At 63.4% G+C, this 14,427-nt stretch carries 18 protein-coding genes; 12 read left to right on the top strand and 6 right to left on the bottom strand.

Going from position 1 to position 14,427, the window contains the following annotated elements; translation table 11 throughout:
- Window positions 1–94 precede the first annotated feature (94 nt).
- From ACN0X9_RS04255 to ACN0X9_RS04225, 7 genes are all read left to right on the top strand, one after another.
- Window positions 95–415 (top strand): hypothetical protein, encoded by a 321-nt coding sequence (locus tag ACN0X9_RS04255; RefSeq protein WP_417486394.1) that lies wholly within the window; start codon window positions 95–97, stop codon window positions 413–415.
- 120 nt (window positions 416–535) lie between these two features.
- A complete protein-coding gene (locus tag ACN0X9_RS04250; RefSeq protein WP_417486393.1) occupies window positions 536–931 on the top strand; it encodes a hypothetical protein in 396 nt (131 codons plus the stop codon).
- A 207-nt stretch (window positions 932–1,138) separates the two neighbouring features.
- On the top strand, window positions 1,139–1,933 hold the full coding sequence (locus ACN0X9_RS04245) for an enoyl-CoA hydratase-related protein (protein ID WP_417486392.1): 795 nt from the start codon (window positions 1,139–1,141) through the stop codon (window positions 1,931–1,933).
- A gap of 248 nt (window positions 1,934–2,181) precedes the next feature.
- Window positions 2,182–3,042 (top strand): DUF817 domain-containing protein, encoded by an 861-nt coding sequence (locus tag ACN0X9_RS04240; RefSeq protein WP_417486391.1) that lies wholly within the window; start codon window positions 2,182–2,184, stop codon window positions 3,040–3,042.
- A gap of 29 nt (window positions 3,043–3,071) precedes the next feature.
- Window positions 3,072–5,075 (top strand): biotin carboxylase N-terminal domain-containing protein, encoded by a 2,004-nt coding sequence (locus ACN0X9_RS04235; RefSeq protein ID WP_417486390.1) that lies wholly within the window; start codon window positions 3,072–3,074, stop codon window positions 5,073–5,075.
- A 70-nt stretch (window positions 5,076–5,145) separates the two neighbouring features.
- Complete coding sequence (locus tag ACN0X9_RS04230) at window positions 5,146–6,099, top strand: hypothetical protein (protein ID WP_417486389.1); 954 nt, start codon at window positions 5,146–5,148, stop codon at window positions 6,097–6,099.
- 139 nt (window positions 6,100–6,238) lie between these two features.
- Complete coding sequence (locus ACN0X9_RS04225) at window positions 6,239–6,964, top strand: hypothetical protein (RefSeq protein ID WP_417486388.1); 726 nt, start codon at window positions 6,239–6,241, stop codon at window positions 6,962–6,964.
- A gap of 4 nt (window positions 6,965–6,968) precedes the next feature.
- Here the strand turns inward: ACN0X9_RS04225 and ACN0X9_RS04220 are convergent, their stop codons facing one another.
- Window positions 6,969–7,373: a hypothetical protein gene (locus ACN0X9_RS04220; protein WP_417486387.1), complete on the bottom strand. Its 405-nt coding sequence runs from the start codon at window positions 7,371–7,373 to the stop codon at window positions 6,969–6,971.
- A 161-nt stretch (window positions 7,374–7,534) separates the two neighbouring features.
- On the opposite strand from ACN0X9_RS04220, the gene ACN0X9_RS04215 reads away from it, so the two are divergent.
- Window positions 7,535–7,972 (top strand): DUF1489 family protein, encoded by a 438-nt coding sequence (locus ACN0X9_RS04215; protein ID WP_417486386.1) that lies wholly within the window; start codon window positions 7,535–7,537, stop codon window positions 7,970–7,972.
- A gap of 126 nt (window positions 7,973–8,098) precedes the next feature.
- Here the strand turns inward: ACN0X9_RS04215 and ACN0X9_RS04210 are convergent, their stop codons facing one another.
- From ACN0X9_RS04210 to panC, 3 genes are read right to left on the bottom strand one after another with little or no spacing between them, the layout of a single operon-like run.
- Entirely contained in the window at window positions 8,099–8,524 is a 426-nt protein-coding gene (locus tag ACN0X9_RS04210) for a hypothetical protein (RefSeq protein WP_417486385.1), read from the bottom strand.
- A 17-nt stretch (window positions 8,525–8,541) separates the two neighbouring features.
- Window positions 8,542–9,312: a glutaminyl-peptide cyclotransferase gene (locus ACN0X9_RS04205; protein WP_417486384.1), complete on the bottom strand. Its 771-nt coding sequence runs from the start codon at window positions 9,310–9,312 to the stop codon at window positions 8,542–8,544.
- A 53-nt stretch (window positions 9,313–9,365) separates the two neighbouring features.
- Window positions 9,366–10,232: a pantoate--beta-alanine ligase gene (gene panC, locus ACN0X9_RS04200; RefSeq protein WP_417486383.1), complete on the bottom strand. Its 867-nt coding sequence runs from the start codon at window positions 10,230–10,232 to the stop codon at window positions 9,366–9,368.
- An 85-nt stretch (window positions 10,233–10,317) separates the two neighbouring features.
- Here panC and ACN0X9_RS04195 point away from each other — a divergent pair, with 85 nt between their 5' ends.
- The 4 genes from ACN0X9_RS04195 (at window position 10,318) to ACN0X9_RS04180 (ending at window position 12,628) form a co-directional block, all read left to right on the top strand.
- The gene (locus tag ACN0X9_RS04195; protein ID WP_417486382.1) at window positions 10,318–10,938 is read left to right on the top strand and encodes an SPOR domain-containing protein; all 621 of its coding nucleotides are present in this window, start codon (window positions 10,318–10,320) and stop codon (window positions 10,936–10,938) included.
- A 56-nt stretch (window positions 10,939–10,994) separates the two neighbouring features.
- Window positions 10,995–11,882 (top strand): division plane positioning ATPase MipZ, encoded by an 888-nt coding sequence (locus tag ACN0X9_RS04190; protein ID WP_417486381.1) that lies wholly within the window; start codon window positions 10,995–10,997, stop codon window positions 11,880–11,882.
- A 1-nt stretch (window position 11,883) separates the two neighbouring features.
- Window positions 11,884–12,345, top strand: coding sequence for a DnaJ domain-containing protein (locus ACN0X9_RS04185; RefSeq protein ID WP_417486380.1), 462 nt, complete (start codon window positions 11,884–11,886; stop codon window positions 12,343–12,345).
- 61 nt (window positions 12,346–12,406) lie between these two features.
- Window positions 12,407–12,628: a hypothetical protein gene (locus ACN0X9_RS04180; RefSeq protein WP_417486379.1), complete on the top strand. Its 222-nt coding sequence runs from the start codon at window positions 12,407–12,409 to the stop codon at window positions 12,626–12,628.
- On the opposite strand, the gene dprA is transcribed toward ACN0X9_RS04180, so the two are convergent.
- The gene (dprA, locus tag ACN0X9_RS04175) at window positions 12,607–13,773 is read right to left on the bottom strand and encodes a DNA-processing protein DprA (RefSeq protein WP_417486378.1); all 1,167 of its coding nucleotides are present in this window, start codon (window positions 13,771–13,773) and stop codon (window positions 12,607–12,609) included. The two genes, ACN0X9_RS04180 and dprA, sit on opposite strands and share 22 nt — an antisense overlap.
- The gene (plsY, locus tag ACN0X9_RS04170; RefSeq protein WP_417486377.1) at window positions 13,770–14,420 is read right to left on the bottom strand and encodes a glycerol-3-phosphate 1-O-acyltransferase PlsY; all 651 of its coding nucleotides are present in this window, start codon (window positions 14,418–14,420) and stop codon (window positions 13,770–13,772) included. The genes dprA and plsY overlap by 4 nt, the downstream gene beginning before the upstream one ends.
- Window positions 14,421–14,427 lie beyond the last annotated feature (7 nt).

The following is a 14,427-nucleotide window of genomic DNA, read 5'->3' as shown; positions in this document are numbered from 1 at the left end:
TCGTGACACTGGTGGCTTGGTGTGGGTGACAAGTCGTTAATTCCGGTTAATGCTTCAATTGTTAGACCCGCGTTTTCGTGCGGGAGGGGAGTGCATGCCGGAGTTTGTGGAACAGTTTCTCAGCCTGGCCCGAGAGGGTTTTGCCGAGGTCAACGCGGTGTTGGGATTGCTTCTGGCGGTCGTGTCGGCACTGGTCCTGTCCCGATGGTCGCGACTGTTTGTCGTGGCTGCGGGCGCCGCCATCGCACATATCGTCCTGGAACGTCTTGCGCCTGTGATTGCAGAGGTCGGAGGCTTTCACCTGCCACCGCTTCTGGAAGCGCATTTCTGGCGCGAGGTTGGCGTTCTTTTTGTCGGTTATCTCGTTGTGATCGGAATTCTCTTCGCGATCAAACGGGTTGTTACAAAAAGTTGATAAAACTCGCCTCTCAGGAGAACCCGCTTTCCAAGACGAAAAATTCATCAGAACGTTAACACTGCGCACTTGTCTTGGGGTAAGGTGAGCGCGGCGTTTGTGGCGGAAGGGGACCGCGTAATGGAATTTCTCGATCAGATCATGGGCTATATCCAGCCCGCTATTGATTTCTTCATGCCGGGTCTTGTGGCCCATGCCGGCGACGGTGTCGCGGCAGTGAACTGGATGCCGTTGGGAATTCAGCTGGGCGTGATTGCGCTTGTGCTGGCGCTGCTGATGCGTGAATTCGGGGCGATCCTGATTTTCACCGTTGTCGGTGTGATCATTCACGTCATCGTTGACGTGGTGATGCCGATGGTTCGTGGCGGTGGCGCCGGGGATTTCGACATTGCAGCCTTCGGGCAGCAATTCACCCAGACGCCATATCTGCTTTATCTCGGCGCGCTGGCGATCGGCTACTTCGTGGCCATCATCATCCTGTCGATGGTCAAGGGCCTGGTTTTCCGCGGCGATTGATCGGCGCGGTTGCACTGGCGCCGTAGGGGCGGCGCCGGGCTGGGGGCAAGAGCGGGCTGTCGGGAAACCGGCAGCCCGCTTTTCTTTGCGGGGTCGGGACAGAGTGTCGCGTTGCCGCTCATTTGTGGCGGCATGACTTGTTGCGGGGCATTGGGAGGATTAAGCCTAGGGGATTGATTTCATGTGCCCGATGGTTTGGAGACCGCCATGTCCGACGCCCCCGTACTGCTCGATGTCAGCCCGGCCGGTGTGGCCGTTGTCACGCTGAACCGCCCCGACAAGCATAACGCCTTCAACGCCGACATGATCGAGCGCCTGTCCGATGTCTTCGAGACATTGCGCGCCAATGGCGACGAGATCCGGATCGTCTTCCTGCGCGGCAATGGCGGCAGTTTTTCTGCTGGCGCCGATCTCGACTGGATGAAGGCCGCGGCGCACTACACCGAGGCCGACAATGAGGAAGACGCGATGGCGCTGGCCACCATGCTCAAGCGCCTCTACGACCTGCCGCAGATGACGGTCGCTCTGGTCCAGGGCGCGGCGATGGGCGGCGGGGCGGGGCTGCTGTCTGCCTGCGATGTCGGGATCGTCATGAAGAACGCCAAGATCCGCTTTTCCGAAGTGCGGCTCGGCCTGACACCCGCCACGATCTCGCCCTTCGTCATTCGCGCCATCGGCCCGCGCTGGGCTCGCGCCCTGTTCGCATCGGGTGAGGGGTTTGACGGCAATTTCGCCCACCAGATCGGTCTCGCCCAATACGTGGTCGAGAATGAGGACGAGATGGCGTTGATGGAAGAACATCTCGCCAAGCTGGCCTTCTCCGCCGCACCCGGCGCTGTCGCCGATGCCAAGAAGCTGGTCGATGATGTCACCGGGCGCGAGATTGATCACGGTCTTGCCGTGCACACCGCCAAGGCTATCGCCCGGCGTCGGTCCTCCGAAGAGGGCAAGGAAGGCCTGAGCGCCTTTCTGGAGCGTCGCAAGCCGGTCTGGGCGGAGTAGATGCGACAAGTCTTCCAGGTCAGTGCCGATTTCGATGTCTCAGGTTCGCGTTCGCAATGCGTGATAATGGTCGCATCGGCGCGCCCGGATAACGTTTATCGCCATCTCGACTCCTTCGCGGCCGATCGAGGTTGGAGCGTTCTGCGTCATGTTTCCGTTCGGGCGATGCGGAAAGCGAAACGGCAGGAGCGCGAGGGGTGGGTGGAGCTTGTGTCCAGCGATCTCCCATGATCGCGCGGTAGAACGTGATGCACCGCCACGGCCCACGCGCTTTCCTGCACGCCAGACACGCGGCCCTTCGCGCCTGGTTCGTGCGCGGGCCGTGGTCGCGAGGCGTGTTCGAATTTGTCATCTTCGGGTTCAAACAAGCCTGGGCCTGCCTGTTCGGCGGGCTGATGCTGGCCATGCTGGTGGCGAGCTTTCTCTGGTATCCGACAGATGCCGCGCTGGCCCGCTATGACGCGATCACGATCTTCGCGATCCTTATACAACTGACTTTGCTGGTGACCCGTCTGGAAACGCTGGAGGAAGCGAAGGTCATCGCCATCTTCCATGTCGTCGGAACCGTCATGGAAATTTTCAAGACGGCGGCCGGCAGCTGGGTCTATCCGGAAGAGAGCGTGCTGTGCATTGCCGGCGTGCCGCTGTTTTCCGGTTTCATGTATGCCGCAGTCGGATCGTATCTCGCGCGGGTCTGGCGGATCTTCGAGTTCCGATTCGACCGATTCCCGAATTTGTGGCTGCAATTCGCTTTGGCGACAGCGGTTTACATCAATTTTTTCACGCATCACTACGGGCCGGATATGCGGCTTTTGCTCTTCGTCGCGGCGGTCGCGATATATGGCCGCTGCGTGGTCTGGTTCCGGCCTGACGAGGCGCACCGTCCGATGCCGCTGGTGATCGGCTTCCTGCTGGTCGCCCTGTTCATCTGGTTTGCCGAAAACCTGGGGACATTTGCGCGGGCCTGGTCCTATCCGGGGCAGGAGGAGGACTGGCACATGGTATCGTGGGCCAAGCTCGGCTCATGGTATCTTCTGATGATCATCAGTTTCGTGCTGGTCGCCGCTGTGCAATACCGTCGCAACGACCCGCCACGCGATGATCGCTGAGCATGGGACAACACGGGGATGACCGGATCATGATCAAGACACTCCTGATCGCCAATCGCGGCGAAATCGCCCGCCGCGTCATGCGCACCGCCAAGCGCATGGGTATTCGCACCGTCGCTGTCTACTCAGAGGCCGATGCCGACGCGCCCCATGTCCGCGAGGCCGACGAGTCGATTCTTCTGGGGCCGGCTCCCGCCGCCGAGAGCTATTTGCTGGGTGAGAAAATCATCGAGGCGGCCATCGTCCCCGGCGCCGATGCGATCCATCCCGGTTACGGGTTCCTGTCAGAGAATGCCGGCTTCGCGGATGCCTGTGCGGCCAACAACATCATCTTTGTCGGTCCGTCTGCCGACGCTATCCGCGCCATGGGCCTGAAAGACCGTGCCAAGGCCCTGATGGAAGAGGCCGGCGTTCCGGTCACACCGGGCTATCACGGTGAGAATCAGGCCCCGGATCACTTGGCGGCAGAGGCTGGCCGGATCGGCTACCCCGTGCTGATCAAGGCGGTGGCCGGTGGTGGCGGCAAGGGCATGCGCAAGGTCGAGGCGGCCGCCGATTTCGCGGCAGCGCTGGACAGCTGCAAGCGCGAGAGCTCGAAGAGCTTTGGCGATGACCGTGTCCTGATCGAGAAATTCATCACCAATCCGCGTCATATCGAGGTCCAGGTCTTTGGCGACAGCCGCGGCCGGGTGATCCATCTTTACGAGCGCGACTGCTCGCTGCAGCGCCGTCACCAGAAGGTGATCGAGGAAGCGCCGGCGCCGGGCATGACCCCGAATGTGCGCCAGGCCATGTGTTCCGCCGCGATCAATGCCGCCAAGGCGGTGGACTATGTCGGCGCCGGTACGGTCGAGTTCATCGTCGACGGTTCGGGGGAGCTGTCCGAGGACGGCTTCTTCTTCATGGAAATGAATACCCGGCTCCAGGTCGAGCACCCGGTCACAGAAATGGTCACCGGCCTCGATCTGGTCGAGCTGCAGCTGAAGGTCGCTTCGGGTGGATCGGTCCCCGAGCAGGACACGATCCGACTGACAGGCCATGCCATGGAAGCGCGCCTCTACGCCGAAGATCCGGTGGCCGGCTTCCTGCCGTCTACCGGCCCGCTGGAGAGGCTTGAATTCCCCCGGACGGGTGACGGGCGCCGGGTCGATACCGGCGTTGAGGAGGGCGGTGAGGTCTCGCTTCACTACGACCCGATGATCGCCAAGCTGATCGCGCATGCGGACACACGCGGCAATGCGGCGCAAAGCCTGGCGGCGATGATTGACGAGCTTGTCGTCTATCCGGTCCGCACCAATGCGGCTTTCCTGCGCCGCGCCACCCTGCATGAGGATTTCCTGGCGGCGCGGCTGTCGACGGGCTTTATCGAGGCCAATCTGGACGCCCTCATTCCGGCCGCCGTGCGTCCCGTAGACGGGGCATTTGCCCTTCTGGGGGCGCTCGATTTGCGACCGATCCTTGGCGGCGCACTCGACCCGTTCGAGGCAGCCGATGGCTGGCGCCTGAATGCACAGCCCCGGGTCGAGCACCGGTTCGAGGTCGCTGATGAAGTCGTCTCGGTCACACTGTCGAAAGCCGGTCGAAGCCTTGTCGTCCGCGTCGGTGACGAGATCACCGATATCAAGGATATCTCGATCGAGGACAATGAGCAGGGCTACGCCTTCACCGCGCGCGCTGACGGCGAGGACCTGCGCGCTGTGTGCGAGCCTGTCGAGACCGGTGTTTTGGTCGCGTGCCAGGGCCGAGCCACGGTCTTTGCCTTTGAGAATCCCGAAGCCGCAGCTGACGCCCTGGAAGCCGGCGATGTGATCAAGGCGCCGATGCCGGGCAAGGTTCTGGCCGTCAACGTCAAGGCGGGTGATCGCGTGTCCAAGGGCCAGGCGCTGGTCGTGCTGGAAGCCATGAAGATGGAGCATGCACTCGCTGCACCGCGCGATGGCGTGATCGGCGAGCTGAGTGTCGAAGCGGGCGGCCAGGTCGGCGAAGGCGACGTGCTTGTGGCGCTTGAGGCGCTGGAAGACGTGGCGGCCTGACCACTCCCGCCACAGGCGAAACCGGCACGCGTTTTGCTCCTCCCCGGGTGACATCACGGGAGATGGATCAATGCGTGACACCTATATGGATCAGTTCGGGTCGACATGGTCGGATGACGGCAAGCGGAAATTCCGCCGCGAGCCCATTACCGTGCGCCATAACTATCATGAACACCACGCCTTCTCCGACGTCGCCCTGGCGGCACTGATCGAACGCCATCCGCGTGACCTGATCGATTTTTGCACAATGGGCGACGACGCCACGGATCATGACAGCTGGCGGGCAGGGGACCCCGGCGCACTGACCGGGCTGGAGCTGATCGAGGCGGTGCGCAAGGGGCGTCTCTGGATCAATCTGCGTCACGCCATGGACCGGGACCCCGAGTATCGTCCGATCTACGACGCCATGCTGGCCGACATGAAAAAGGCCGACCCGACCTTCCGGCCGTTGCTGGCCGAAGCCGGCATTCTGATTTCTTCGCCGTCAGCCCAGGTCTTTTTGCACTCGGATGTTTCCGAGACCATGTTGTGGCACATGCGTGGGGTGAAACGGTTCCGGACCTATCCGCCGCAGCGACCCTGGCTCAACCTCGATGATGTCGAGGGCGTGCTGCACAAGGACCAGACCGAGGACATCCATTTTGACCCGGCCTGGGACAAGGACGCCTTCACCGTCGACCTGCATCCGGGCATGGCCGCCAACTGGCCGCTTCACGGCCCGCACCGGATCGAGAACCAGTCCGGCGTGAACGTGTCGGTCCCGTTCGAGATTTCAACTCCGCAGTCGCGCCTGAAGAATTCGATCCTCTTTGCCAATGGCATCCTGCGCCGCCAGTTCGGCTATGTCCCGAAAGAAACGCGAACCGATGGCCTCGGCGCGATGATGAAGCAGGTGCTGAGCTTTGCCTTCAAGCTGAAGGTTCGCATTTTCGGCGAGCCCGAGCGGCCAATGCCGAAATCAGAGCGGACCTTCGATATCGATCCGGACGCGCCCGATGGGCTGGTTGATCGTCAGGCCGCCTGACAACCCGCCATCTGGCTCCATTCCTTGACGTGACAATGCTGTAAAGCGAGGGGATGAGGCTCCCCTCGCTTTCGTGTTTGTGGCAGTAGAAAACCGGGGGTTGATTGTTGAACCATCCAACCTGTCTGGAAGCTTTGTCATGTTACGAATTACTGCCCTTGTTTCGGCGGCCTGCCTGTTGGCCGCTCCGTTGGCCTCAGCCCAGGATGCGGCATCCCGTCACCCGGTGCTGGAGCAGGCACTGTCGCAGGCGCCGATCATCGTCGATGAACGCGAGTGGCGCTTCCTGGTCACCATGACCAGCGATGACGGCACCATGATCGGTCGCTTTGACGGCACCCGCCCGGATGGCGAACGCTGGTCGCTGGTGTCGCCGGAACAGGACGCGCTGTCGGACCTGCAGGCCGGCATGTGGACGGGCCTGCAGGAGCCTGACGAGGATGGCGAGGACAGTGGCCTGTTCTTCTCGGCAGACGACAGCGACATCACGCCTGGCAGCCTGGAGCTGACTGAAGAGACCGCTGACCATCTGGTCTTCAACTTCCGCCCTCAATTCGATGGCGAGGAGGCCGCCATGGCCGAGCACGTACGCGGTGCGCTGACCGTGTCACGGCAGGGGGCGTCGGTCACGCGGTTGCGGATGTGGGCGCCAGAGAGCTTCAAGCCACACTTTGCGGTGCGTTTGAACGAGTTTGACATGGTCCAGGAATACACGGCGATTGATGGCCTGCCGGCGCCGGTTCTGACCCATTTGCGTCAGTCGATCAGCGGTCGGGCAGCCTTCCAGTCCTTCGACCAGAGCTTTGAGCTTGCCTTCAGCGAGATCGAATTCCTCGGCGGGAATGTCGATGGCGCTGTGGACTGATGCGTCAGGTCCCGGCCGCTTCGCTGTCGCGGCGCGGCGAGCGTAGCTCGGGGTAGCGGGCAAGCAGATAGATGCCGACCGCCTCGAACGCCAGGGTCAGATAGCCGGTCGGAAGGGTGAAATAGGCATTCGAAAGTATGCTCATCCAGCTGACCAGATGGATCAGCGTCGCCACGGCGAAACTGAAAGCCGCCCAGCGTGAATGGCGCAGCAGCAACAGCGAGGTGAGAATCAGCAGGGGAGCTCTCAGGAACGGGGCCACAAGCGAGACCGCCGGGGTGTTCTGCAGCACATTCGCGCCGTCAGCCCCGAACGCGTTGAGATGGCCCAGGCCGAGTGCATGGATTGCCAGCTGACTGATGAAGAAGAGCGGCGTGATTGTCAGCAGGCCGCACACCACGATCATCACGGTTCGAGCGTGTGTCCACGCGCGCGGAGAGGGTGGTTGCGACATACACCTGATTAGGGGTGGCTTCGGCGCTGCTGTCCAGCCCGCAGGCAGGCAGGCCGGCCGGCCTCGTCAGCGCCGATCCTTTGACCTCGTGCCGGAGTCGGCCTAACTGCAAGGCAATGGCCATTCATATCGTCAAACTCTGCGTCGGCGTGTCCTCGGTGGACGAGCTGGAAGCGCATCGGGATCGCGAGATGGCCGCGCGCCGGGCCGCTGGAGAGCCGGAAGTTGCCATGCATGTGACCCGCATGTCGCCGGCCCGCAAGGACGAGGTCGAGGCTGGCGGTTCGCTGTACTGGGTGATGTCGGGCGCGATCCAGTGTCGCTCCGAGATCATTGCCTTGGAACCGGTCACCGGAACTGACGGCATCAAGCGATGCGCCATCATCATGTCACCGCAGATCATTCGCACAGCGGCTGCCCCGCGGCGCCCGTTCCAGGGGTGGCGCTATCTCAAGCCGGAAGATGCGCCGCGGGACCTGTCCGGCGGTGGCGAGGGCGGTGATGACATGCCTGGCGAGCTGCGCGCGAAGCTGCTGGAACTGGGTGCCTGGTAGCGTCGGCTTGTTTGCAAGTCCGGGACGATTGGACCGGTAGCCGGAAGACGCCAAATTGTCGTGGTGCGCCTCAACCGACAAATCAGCGTCCGACGGTTTTCCCAGCGCCAGCTCTATCCGGCGTCTTCAGCGCAGCATTTCGACTTGCTGTAAACGCAACAGCAGGAGCAGGATCAGTGTTTCAACTGCAATCACGGCCAGCCCGATCGGGCTGGCCCAGATTGGATTGAGACTCATCTGGACCCAGAATGCGAGATGCACCGCGACGCAACCCGCCATCGCGTAGACGGCAGCCTTGCGGCGCAGGATCAGCAGGGTCTGGGTGGCGAAGGCCAACCCGCATAGCAAATAGAAAAGGCCATGATCGAGCAGCGTCATGTGTGTAAGCGCGCCCGCGATGTCGATCCCGAAAAGCTGTCCTTGCCAGTGTCCGCTCAGGGTCAGGGTGACGCTTGTCAGCCAGGTTGTCGCGTACAGGGTGAACAGCGCCAGCAGGGCATGGGTGGCGAGAAAAATCGGTCGATCGAAGCGGGTTTTCTTGCTGATGCGCATTGGCCGCCTCGACGGAATTAGTGATCTGGGCCCGGCAGGCGTATCTCATACAGGGTCGGCCAGAGTTTGCCGGTCACGTAAATCTGGCCCGTCTGCGCATTCCAGGCAATGCCGTTCGCTACTGCGTCGCGGCGGCCCTGGACCTCTTCCGGAATGATCGCGGTCAAATCGATCATCGCGTCGACCACGCCGGTGTCCGGGTCGATCCGGACAATGGAGCGGGTCTCCCAGATGTTAGCCCAGACCATGCCGTCGATCCATTCCAGCTCGTTGAGCCGGCGTACCGGGCGCCCGTTCAGTGTCACATTGATGCTGTGATCAAGTGTCATGGTCTCGGGATCAAGAAAGCGGAGCTCTGGCGTGCCGTCGGACAGGATCAGGTGCGATCCGTCGAAAGTCAGCCCCCAGCCTTCACCCGGATAGCTGAAACTGTCGACCTGCTCGAAGGTCTCGGCATCGAACACGAAACCGCGTTCGGACACCCAGCTGAGCATGAAGATTTCGTCGCCGATCCGGGCTGAACCTTCGCCGAAGACGGGCGGCGCGATGGCGACCCTTTGCTCGACATGACCGGTTTCCAGAGCGACCCGCCGCAGGCTCGACTGGCCGACCCGGCCGGTGCTTTCGAAAAGCTCACCGTCATGGATAAACAGGCCTTGTGTGAAAGCCTGCGGATCATGGGGGTATTCCGCGACGACCTCCGGACGGATGATCTCGGGCGCCTGGGCGCAGGCGGCCAGTGGCAGGCCGGTCCACAAGGCGAGCAGGGTCAGGGTGCGGACAATCATGAAAGGGGCTCTCCCGGTGGGCCGTGATGGCGAGCTTAACCGGAAATCCGGCGTCAGGCAGGTGGTTTTGCGGCCATGTTATCGATCAGGCGAGTTGAACCCAGCCTGACTGCGGCCAGCACCCGGGCGGGACGGTCGATGGGGCCGTTGCCCAGTTCCGCCAGCGTCGACGCGCAGCGGGCCTCGACATAGTCGACGGCATCGAACGCGTCACGAGCGGCGGCAGCAGCCGTGTCTGTCGCCTCTGCCTTGTCCGCGCCGCGGCTCAACGCCTCGGCGAATGCTTTGAGGATGAGATTGAGTTGTCCGGCGCGCTGGCGCTGATCGCTGTCCAGATAGGCGTTGCGCGAGGACAGGGCGAGACCATCCCTGTCCCGCCCGGTTTCACCGGCCAGAACTTCGATCGGGAAGTCGAGATCCTTCACCAATTGCCGGATCACCAGCAATTGCTGATAGTCCTTCTCGCCGAAGAAGGCCATGTCGGGCCGGACCTGGTTGAACAGCTTGGTGACCACTGTCGCCACGCCATCAAAGAAGTGTGGACGGATCGCCGATTCCAGACCGAGGGCCGGGCCCTTCAGGGTCACGCCGGCGCTGTAGCCGTCCGGATACATCGCCTCGGGCGTCGGCAGGTAGATCAGGTCGCACTTGGCGTCGGTCAGTTTTTCGGCATCATCGATCAGGGTGCGCGGATAAGCGTCCAGATCCTCACCCGGCGCGAACTGCTTCGGATTGACGAACACGCTGGCGACCACCCGGTCACATTGGGCCTTGGCCAGGCGGACCAGCGAGATGTGCCCGTCATGCAGCGCCCCCATGGTCGGCACGAAGCCGACTGTCAGCCGGTCGTCACGCCAGCTCCGCACCCGCGTGCGCAGGGCGGAGATCGTGGTGGCATGCGGTATTTGCTGTGTGATCATGAGGGGGGCCACAAAACGGGTCGCTTGGGGATAATCATAAGCGATGATACAGGCAAATGATGCGATGCCGTCTACAGACAATGACATGAAACGACTGACAGTTTTTCTGACCGCCCTGGCCGTGGCCGGTTGCGCCACCACGACCACACCCACACCGGCCGTGGACGCGGCTTCCGCGGCCGCCGTGGCGCCGACCCGCAATGCCCAGCTGGCCGACGCCATGTCGCGTGAACTGGCCCATCTGGCGCGGTTCGACCCGGATGCGGTCGATGCGGTCTCTCCGGAACTTCATGCCCTGGCCAATGCCGTGATGGCGCTCAATGCGCCGGGTGATGCGGTCGAGCTTCCGACGGCGCCGGGACCCGTACCGACAGACCTGCCGCCGCCGCCCGAAGCCATGGCGGACGCTCCCAGCCTCTATCATGGTGTTCACTTGGCCTCCTATCGGCGCACCCGGACCGCACAGCGCGGCTGGGACGAGCTGGTCCTTGAGCATGGCGATGTGCTCGCTGGCCTTGAGGCACGCCTCAGCGAAGCAGAGATAGCCGGGCAGGGCACTTATCTGCGTTTGAAGGCCGGCCCGTTCGACAGCGCCGCCGATGCTCGCGCAGTCTGTCAGCAGCTGATGGCAGCAGGCGACTACTGTGCCGTGGTTGACTTCTCCGGGCAGCGCATGGCGGATATGGCCTCGACTGCGGGCGACTAGAATCGCCATGGGCGCCGTGTTTCGGCAGCCCCGACCGCGGTCCGGATTGGGATGAGATGACTAGTCAGACCGGTTTTCGTTTGCCTGCCAGACCTTTGGGTCGTGTTCGTGACGGTGTGCAGGCCGCGCATGTGATTGTCGTCGGCAATGAAAAGGGCGGGGCCGGCAAGTCCACGGTTGCCATGCACCTGGCCGTCGCCCTGCTGCGGATGGGCAAGACGGTCGGCGCCATTGACCTCGACCTGCGACAGCGTAGTTTCGGTCGTTACCTGTCGAACCGGCAGCGCTGGTGTGACCGACACGGCGTGTCCCTGCCTAGACCGGAAGAAATCGTCCTGGCGCCCAGCGCCCAGCGCGATCTGGACCTGGTCGAGGAGGAAGAGACCGAGCGCTTTTCCGAAGCCCTGACCCGGCTGAAGACCAGCTGCGAGTTCATCATTATCGACGCACCAGGCGCCGACACCCTCTATTCACGTCTCGCCCACTCCAGTGCCGATACGGTGATCACGCCGGTCAATGACAGCTTCGTCGACTTTGACCTGCTCGCCGAAATTGATCCCGAGAGCTATGAGGTCGGCAAGCCGAGCGTCTATTCCGAAATGCTTTGGGAATGCCGCAAACGCAAGGCCCAGCTGGAGAAACGGTCGATCGACTGGGTCGTGATGCGTAACCGGATCTCGATGCTGGACGCGCGCAACAAGCGACGCGTCGGTGACGGCCTCAAAATGCTGTCGCAACGGATCGGTTTCCGATTGGCTCCCGGCTTTGCCGAACGGGTCATTTACCGCGAGCTCTTCCCGCTGGGGCTGACCCTGCTTGACCTGACCGAAAGCGGCTCGACGGTCACCTTCACCATGAGCCATGTCGCTGCCCGCCAGGAATTGCGCGACCTGTTGATCATCCTCAAATTGCCCGGTCTGCAGGGCGAAACCATTCCCTTCTGACATGACCCCATTTGCCCTCGGAACCCTTGCCCTGATCGCCCTGCTGGGTGCCGCCTGGTGGTTTTCCCGGCAACAGACCGCCCAGGCGGCGCGGATGGTCCGCATAATTCTGGGGGGTGGCGCCCTGTTGGCTGGCGCGATCATCAGCCTGCGTGGCGGAGTCATCCTGGGTGGCCCGATCGGCCTGTTCGGGCTGGGCATGTTGGGCGATGTCCTGCGACCCGGCCGTTCACGTGCCGGTGGTGGCGGCGGCGGCACTGCGCCCCCGGCGGCCAACTCGATGAGCTTGGCCGAGGCCCGGGAGATCCTGGGGGTGGATGCCGATGCCGATGCGGCGGCGATCCGTGCCGCCCACCGCCGTTTGATGAAGAAGCTTCATCCTGATACCGGGGAAGGGTCAGCCGCGCTGGCGCGTCAGGTCCAGGAGGCTCGCGACCTGTTGCTCGCCAATCTGCCGGATTGATTACTCAAGGTTGTAAAATCATCATTTGTAATTTATAGTCCCTTCGACCATGGAGGGCGATATGCGTCGCAAGCTCAGGCCCGGGCGTGATCTGTTCGGGCATCCCTTGCCCGGCGCCCGACCCCTGACCGATGAGTCCGACCGGCTGTCCCGCGAGCTGCGGCGCCTGAGCGAGGATGCCTATCAAAACGGCTATGGCCAAAGTGCGTGTCTGATCGAACTGGCAGCCAATTACATTGAAATGGAATCGCACCGGCTCGGTCAGCTTTGGCGCCGACGCTGAACCAGCCCGTCGGGCAGGGTCGCGATTTCGCCGCTCATCTCCATCTCCATCAGCATGGCCTGCACTTCGCCGACAGGCAGGTCGGCGGCGCGGGCCAGTTCGTCGCCCGAGACCGGCGACGGCGACAGCAGGGCGCGCAGGCGGTCCAGAGCGGGCAACGAACGGGTGTCGGTGGGCGCGTCACCGTCTGCTGCTCGGGACGGCTCGTCGTCATCAAAAAGATCCCCAAGTGCCTCGGGGGGCAGGTCCTCCAGCCCATGCGCGGGCGGTTCGGGACAGCGGGCCTTGGACAGGATGTCCAGCACATCCTCGACCGACTCGATAAGGTGGGCGCCGTCGCGCAGGAGCTGGTTGGACCCACGGGCGCGCGGATCGAGCGGCGAGCCCGGGACCGCCATCACCTCGCGGCCCTGTTCAGCGGCATAACGTGCGGTAATGAGTGAGCCCGAGCGAAGGGCGGCCTCGACCACCAACGTACCCAGCGCCAGCCCTGAGATGAGCCGGTTGCGCCGCGGAAAATCGCGCGCGGTTGGCGCCTGGCCGAGCGGCACTTCCGACAGAAGCAGGCCGTCCTCGGCCAGACGGGCGTGCAGTTCGGCATGTTCGGGCGGATAGATGTGATCAATCCCGCCGGCGAGCACCGCGATAGTGCCGCTGTCGATGGCGCCGGCATGGGCCGCGCCGTCAATGCCCCGTGCAAGGCCGGACACCACGACGATATCCTCGCGGCCCAGCCCGTTTGCGAGCTCGCGGGCAAAGCGTAGTCCGACCGCGGAGGCGTTGCGGGCGCCGACCATGGCGCAGGCCGGGCGATCCAGCAGGGACAGGTCGCCGCGCACGACCAGGGTCGGCGGTGGACCTGGTATGGCGGCGAGCAGGGCGGGATAGTCCGGATCCAGTCCGGTGATCAGGCGCGCGCCGAGACGCCCGATCTGTTCCAGCTCGGCTTCGGCGGCCTCTGGCGGTGGTATTTCTAGCACCCGCCGCCCGGCAGATCGGGCCCGTGCGGGCAGGTCGTCGATGGCGTCGGCGGCATTTCCGTAATGGGCGATTGCCCGGGCGAAGCCGATCGCGCCCAGCCCCCTTGTCCGCGCGAGGCGCAACCACATCACCCGTTCGGTGTGGCTGGGCCCCGGCTGTGTCATGTCGCCGGCGTGTCGGGGTCGTCCCCGTCGCTGTCATTGTCGGGCGTATCGGCTTTCTTGTCGCCACCGATACGCGGTTCCTCGCCTTTGAGCAGACGACCGATATTGGCCCGGTGCAGCCAATAGATCAGCACGGTCAGCACGCCGGCCATGATCGCCACATCGGTCCGCCCCCAGCCGAGGGCGGCGAACGGCGCGGCGAGGGCGGCGGCCAGCGCGGCGAGGGAGGAAATGCGGAAAATGGCGGCCATGATCAGCCAGGTCGCGATGACTGTCAGGCCGACGGGCCAGAACACCACCAGCATGGTGCCGATAAAGGTCGCCACACCCTTGCCGCCCTTGAAACCGAGCCAGACCGGGAAACAATGGCCGGCAAAGGCGAAAGCGCCGGCAACCAGTCCGGCGGTGGTGCCGAGGAAATAGCCGAACACCGCCGCGGCGATACCGGCCTTGCCGGCATCGAGAATGAGGGTGAGGGCGGCGAGGTCCTTGCGGCCGGTGCGCAACACATTGGTGGCGCCGATATTACCCGATCCGATGGCGCGGATATCGCCCAGCCCGGCCATGCGCGTCAGCACCAGTCCGAAGGGGATGGAGCCGAAGAGGTAGCCACCGGCGGCGGCGAGCGCGATCAGAAGACTGGTCATGTCAATT

Origin of the sequence: Maricaulis sp. (genome assembly GCF_048268525.1) — a bacterium.
In the GTDB taxonomy this organism is placed as follows: Bacteria; Pseudomonadota; Alphaproteobacteria; order Caulobacterales; family Maricaulaceae; genus Maricaulis.
This window is presented reverse-complemented; position numbering and strand designations above follow the sequence as displayed.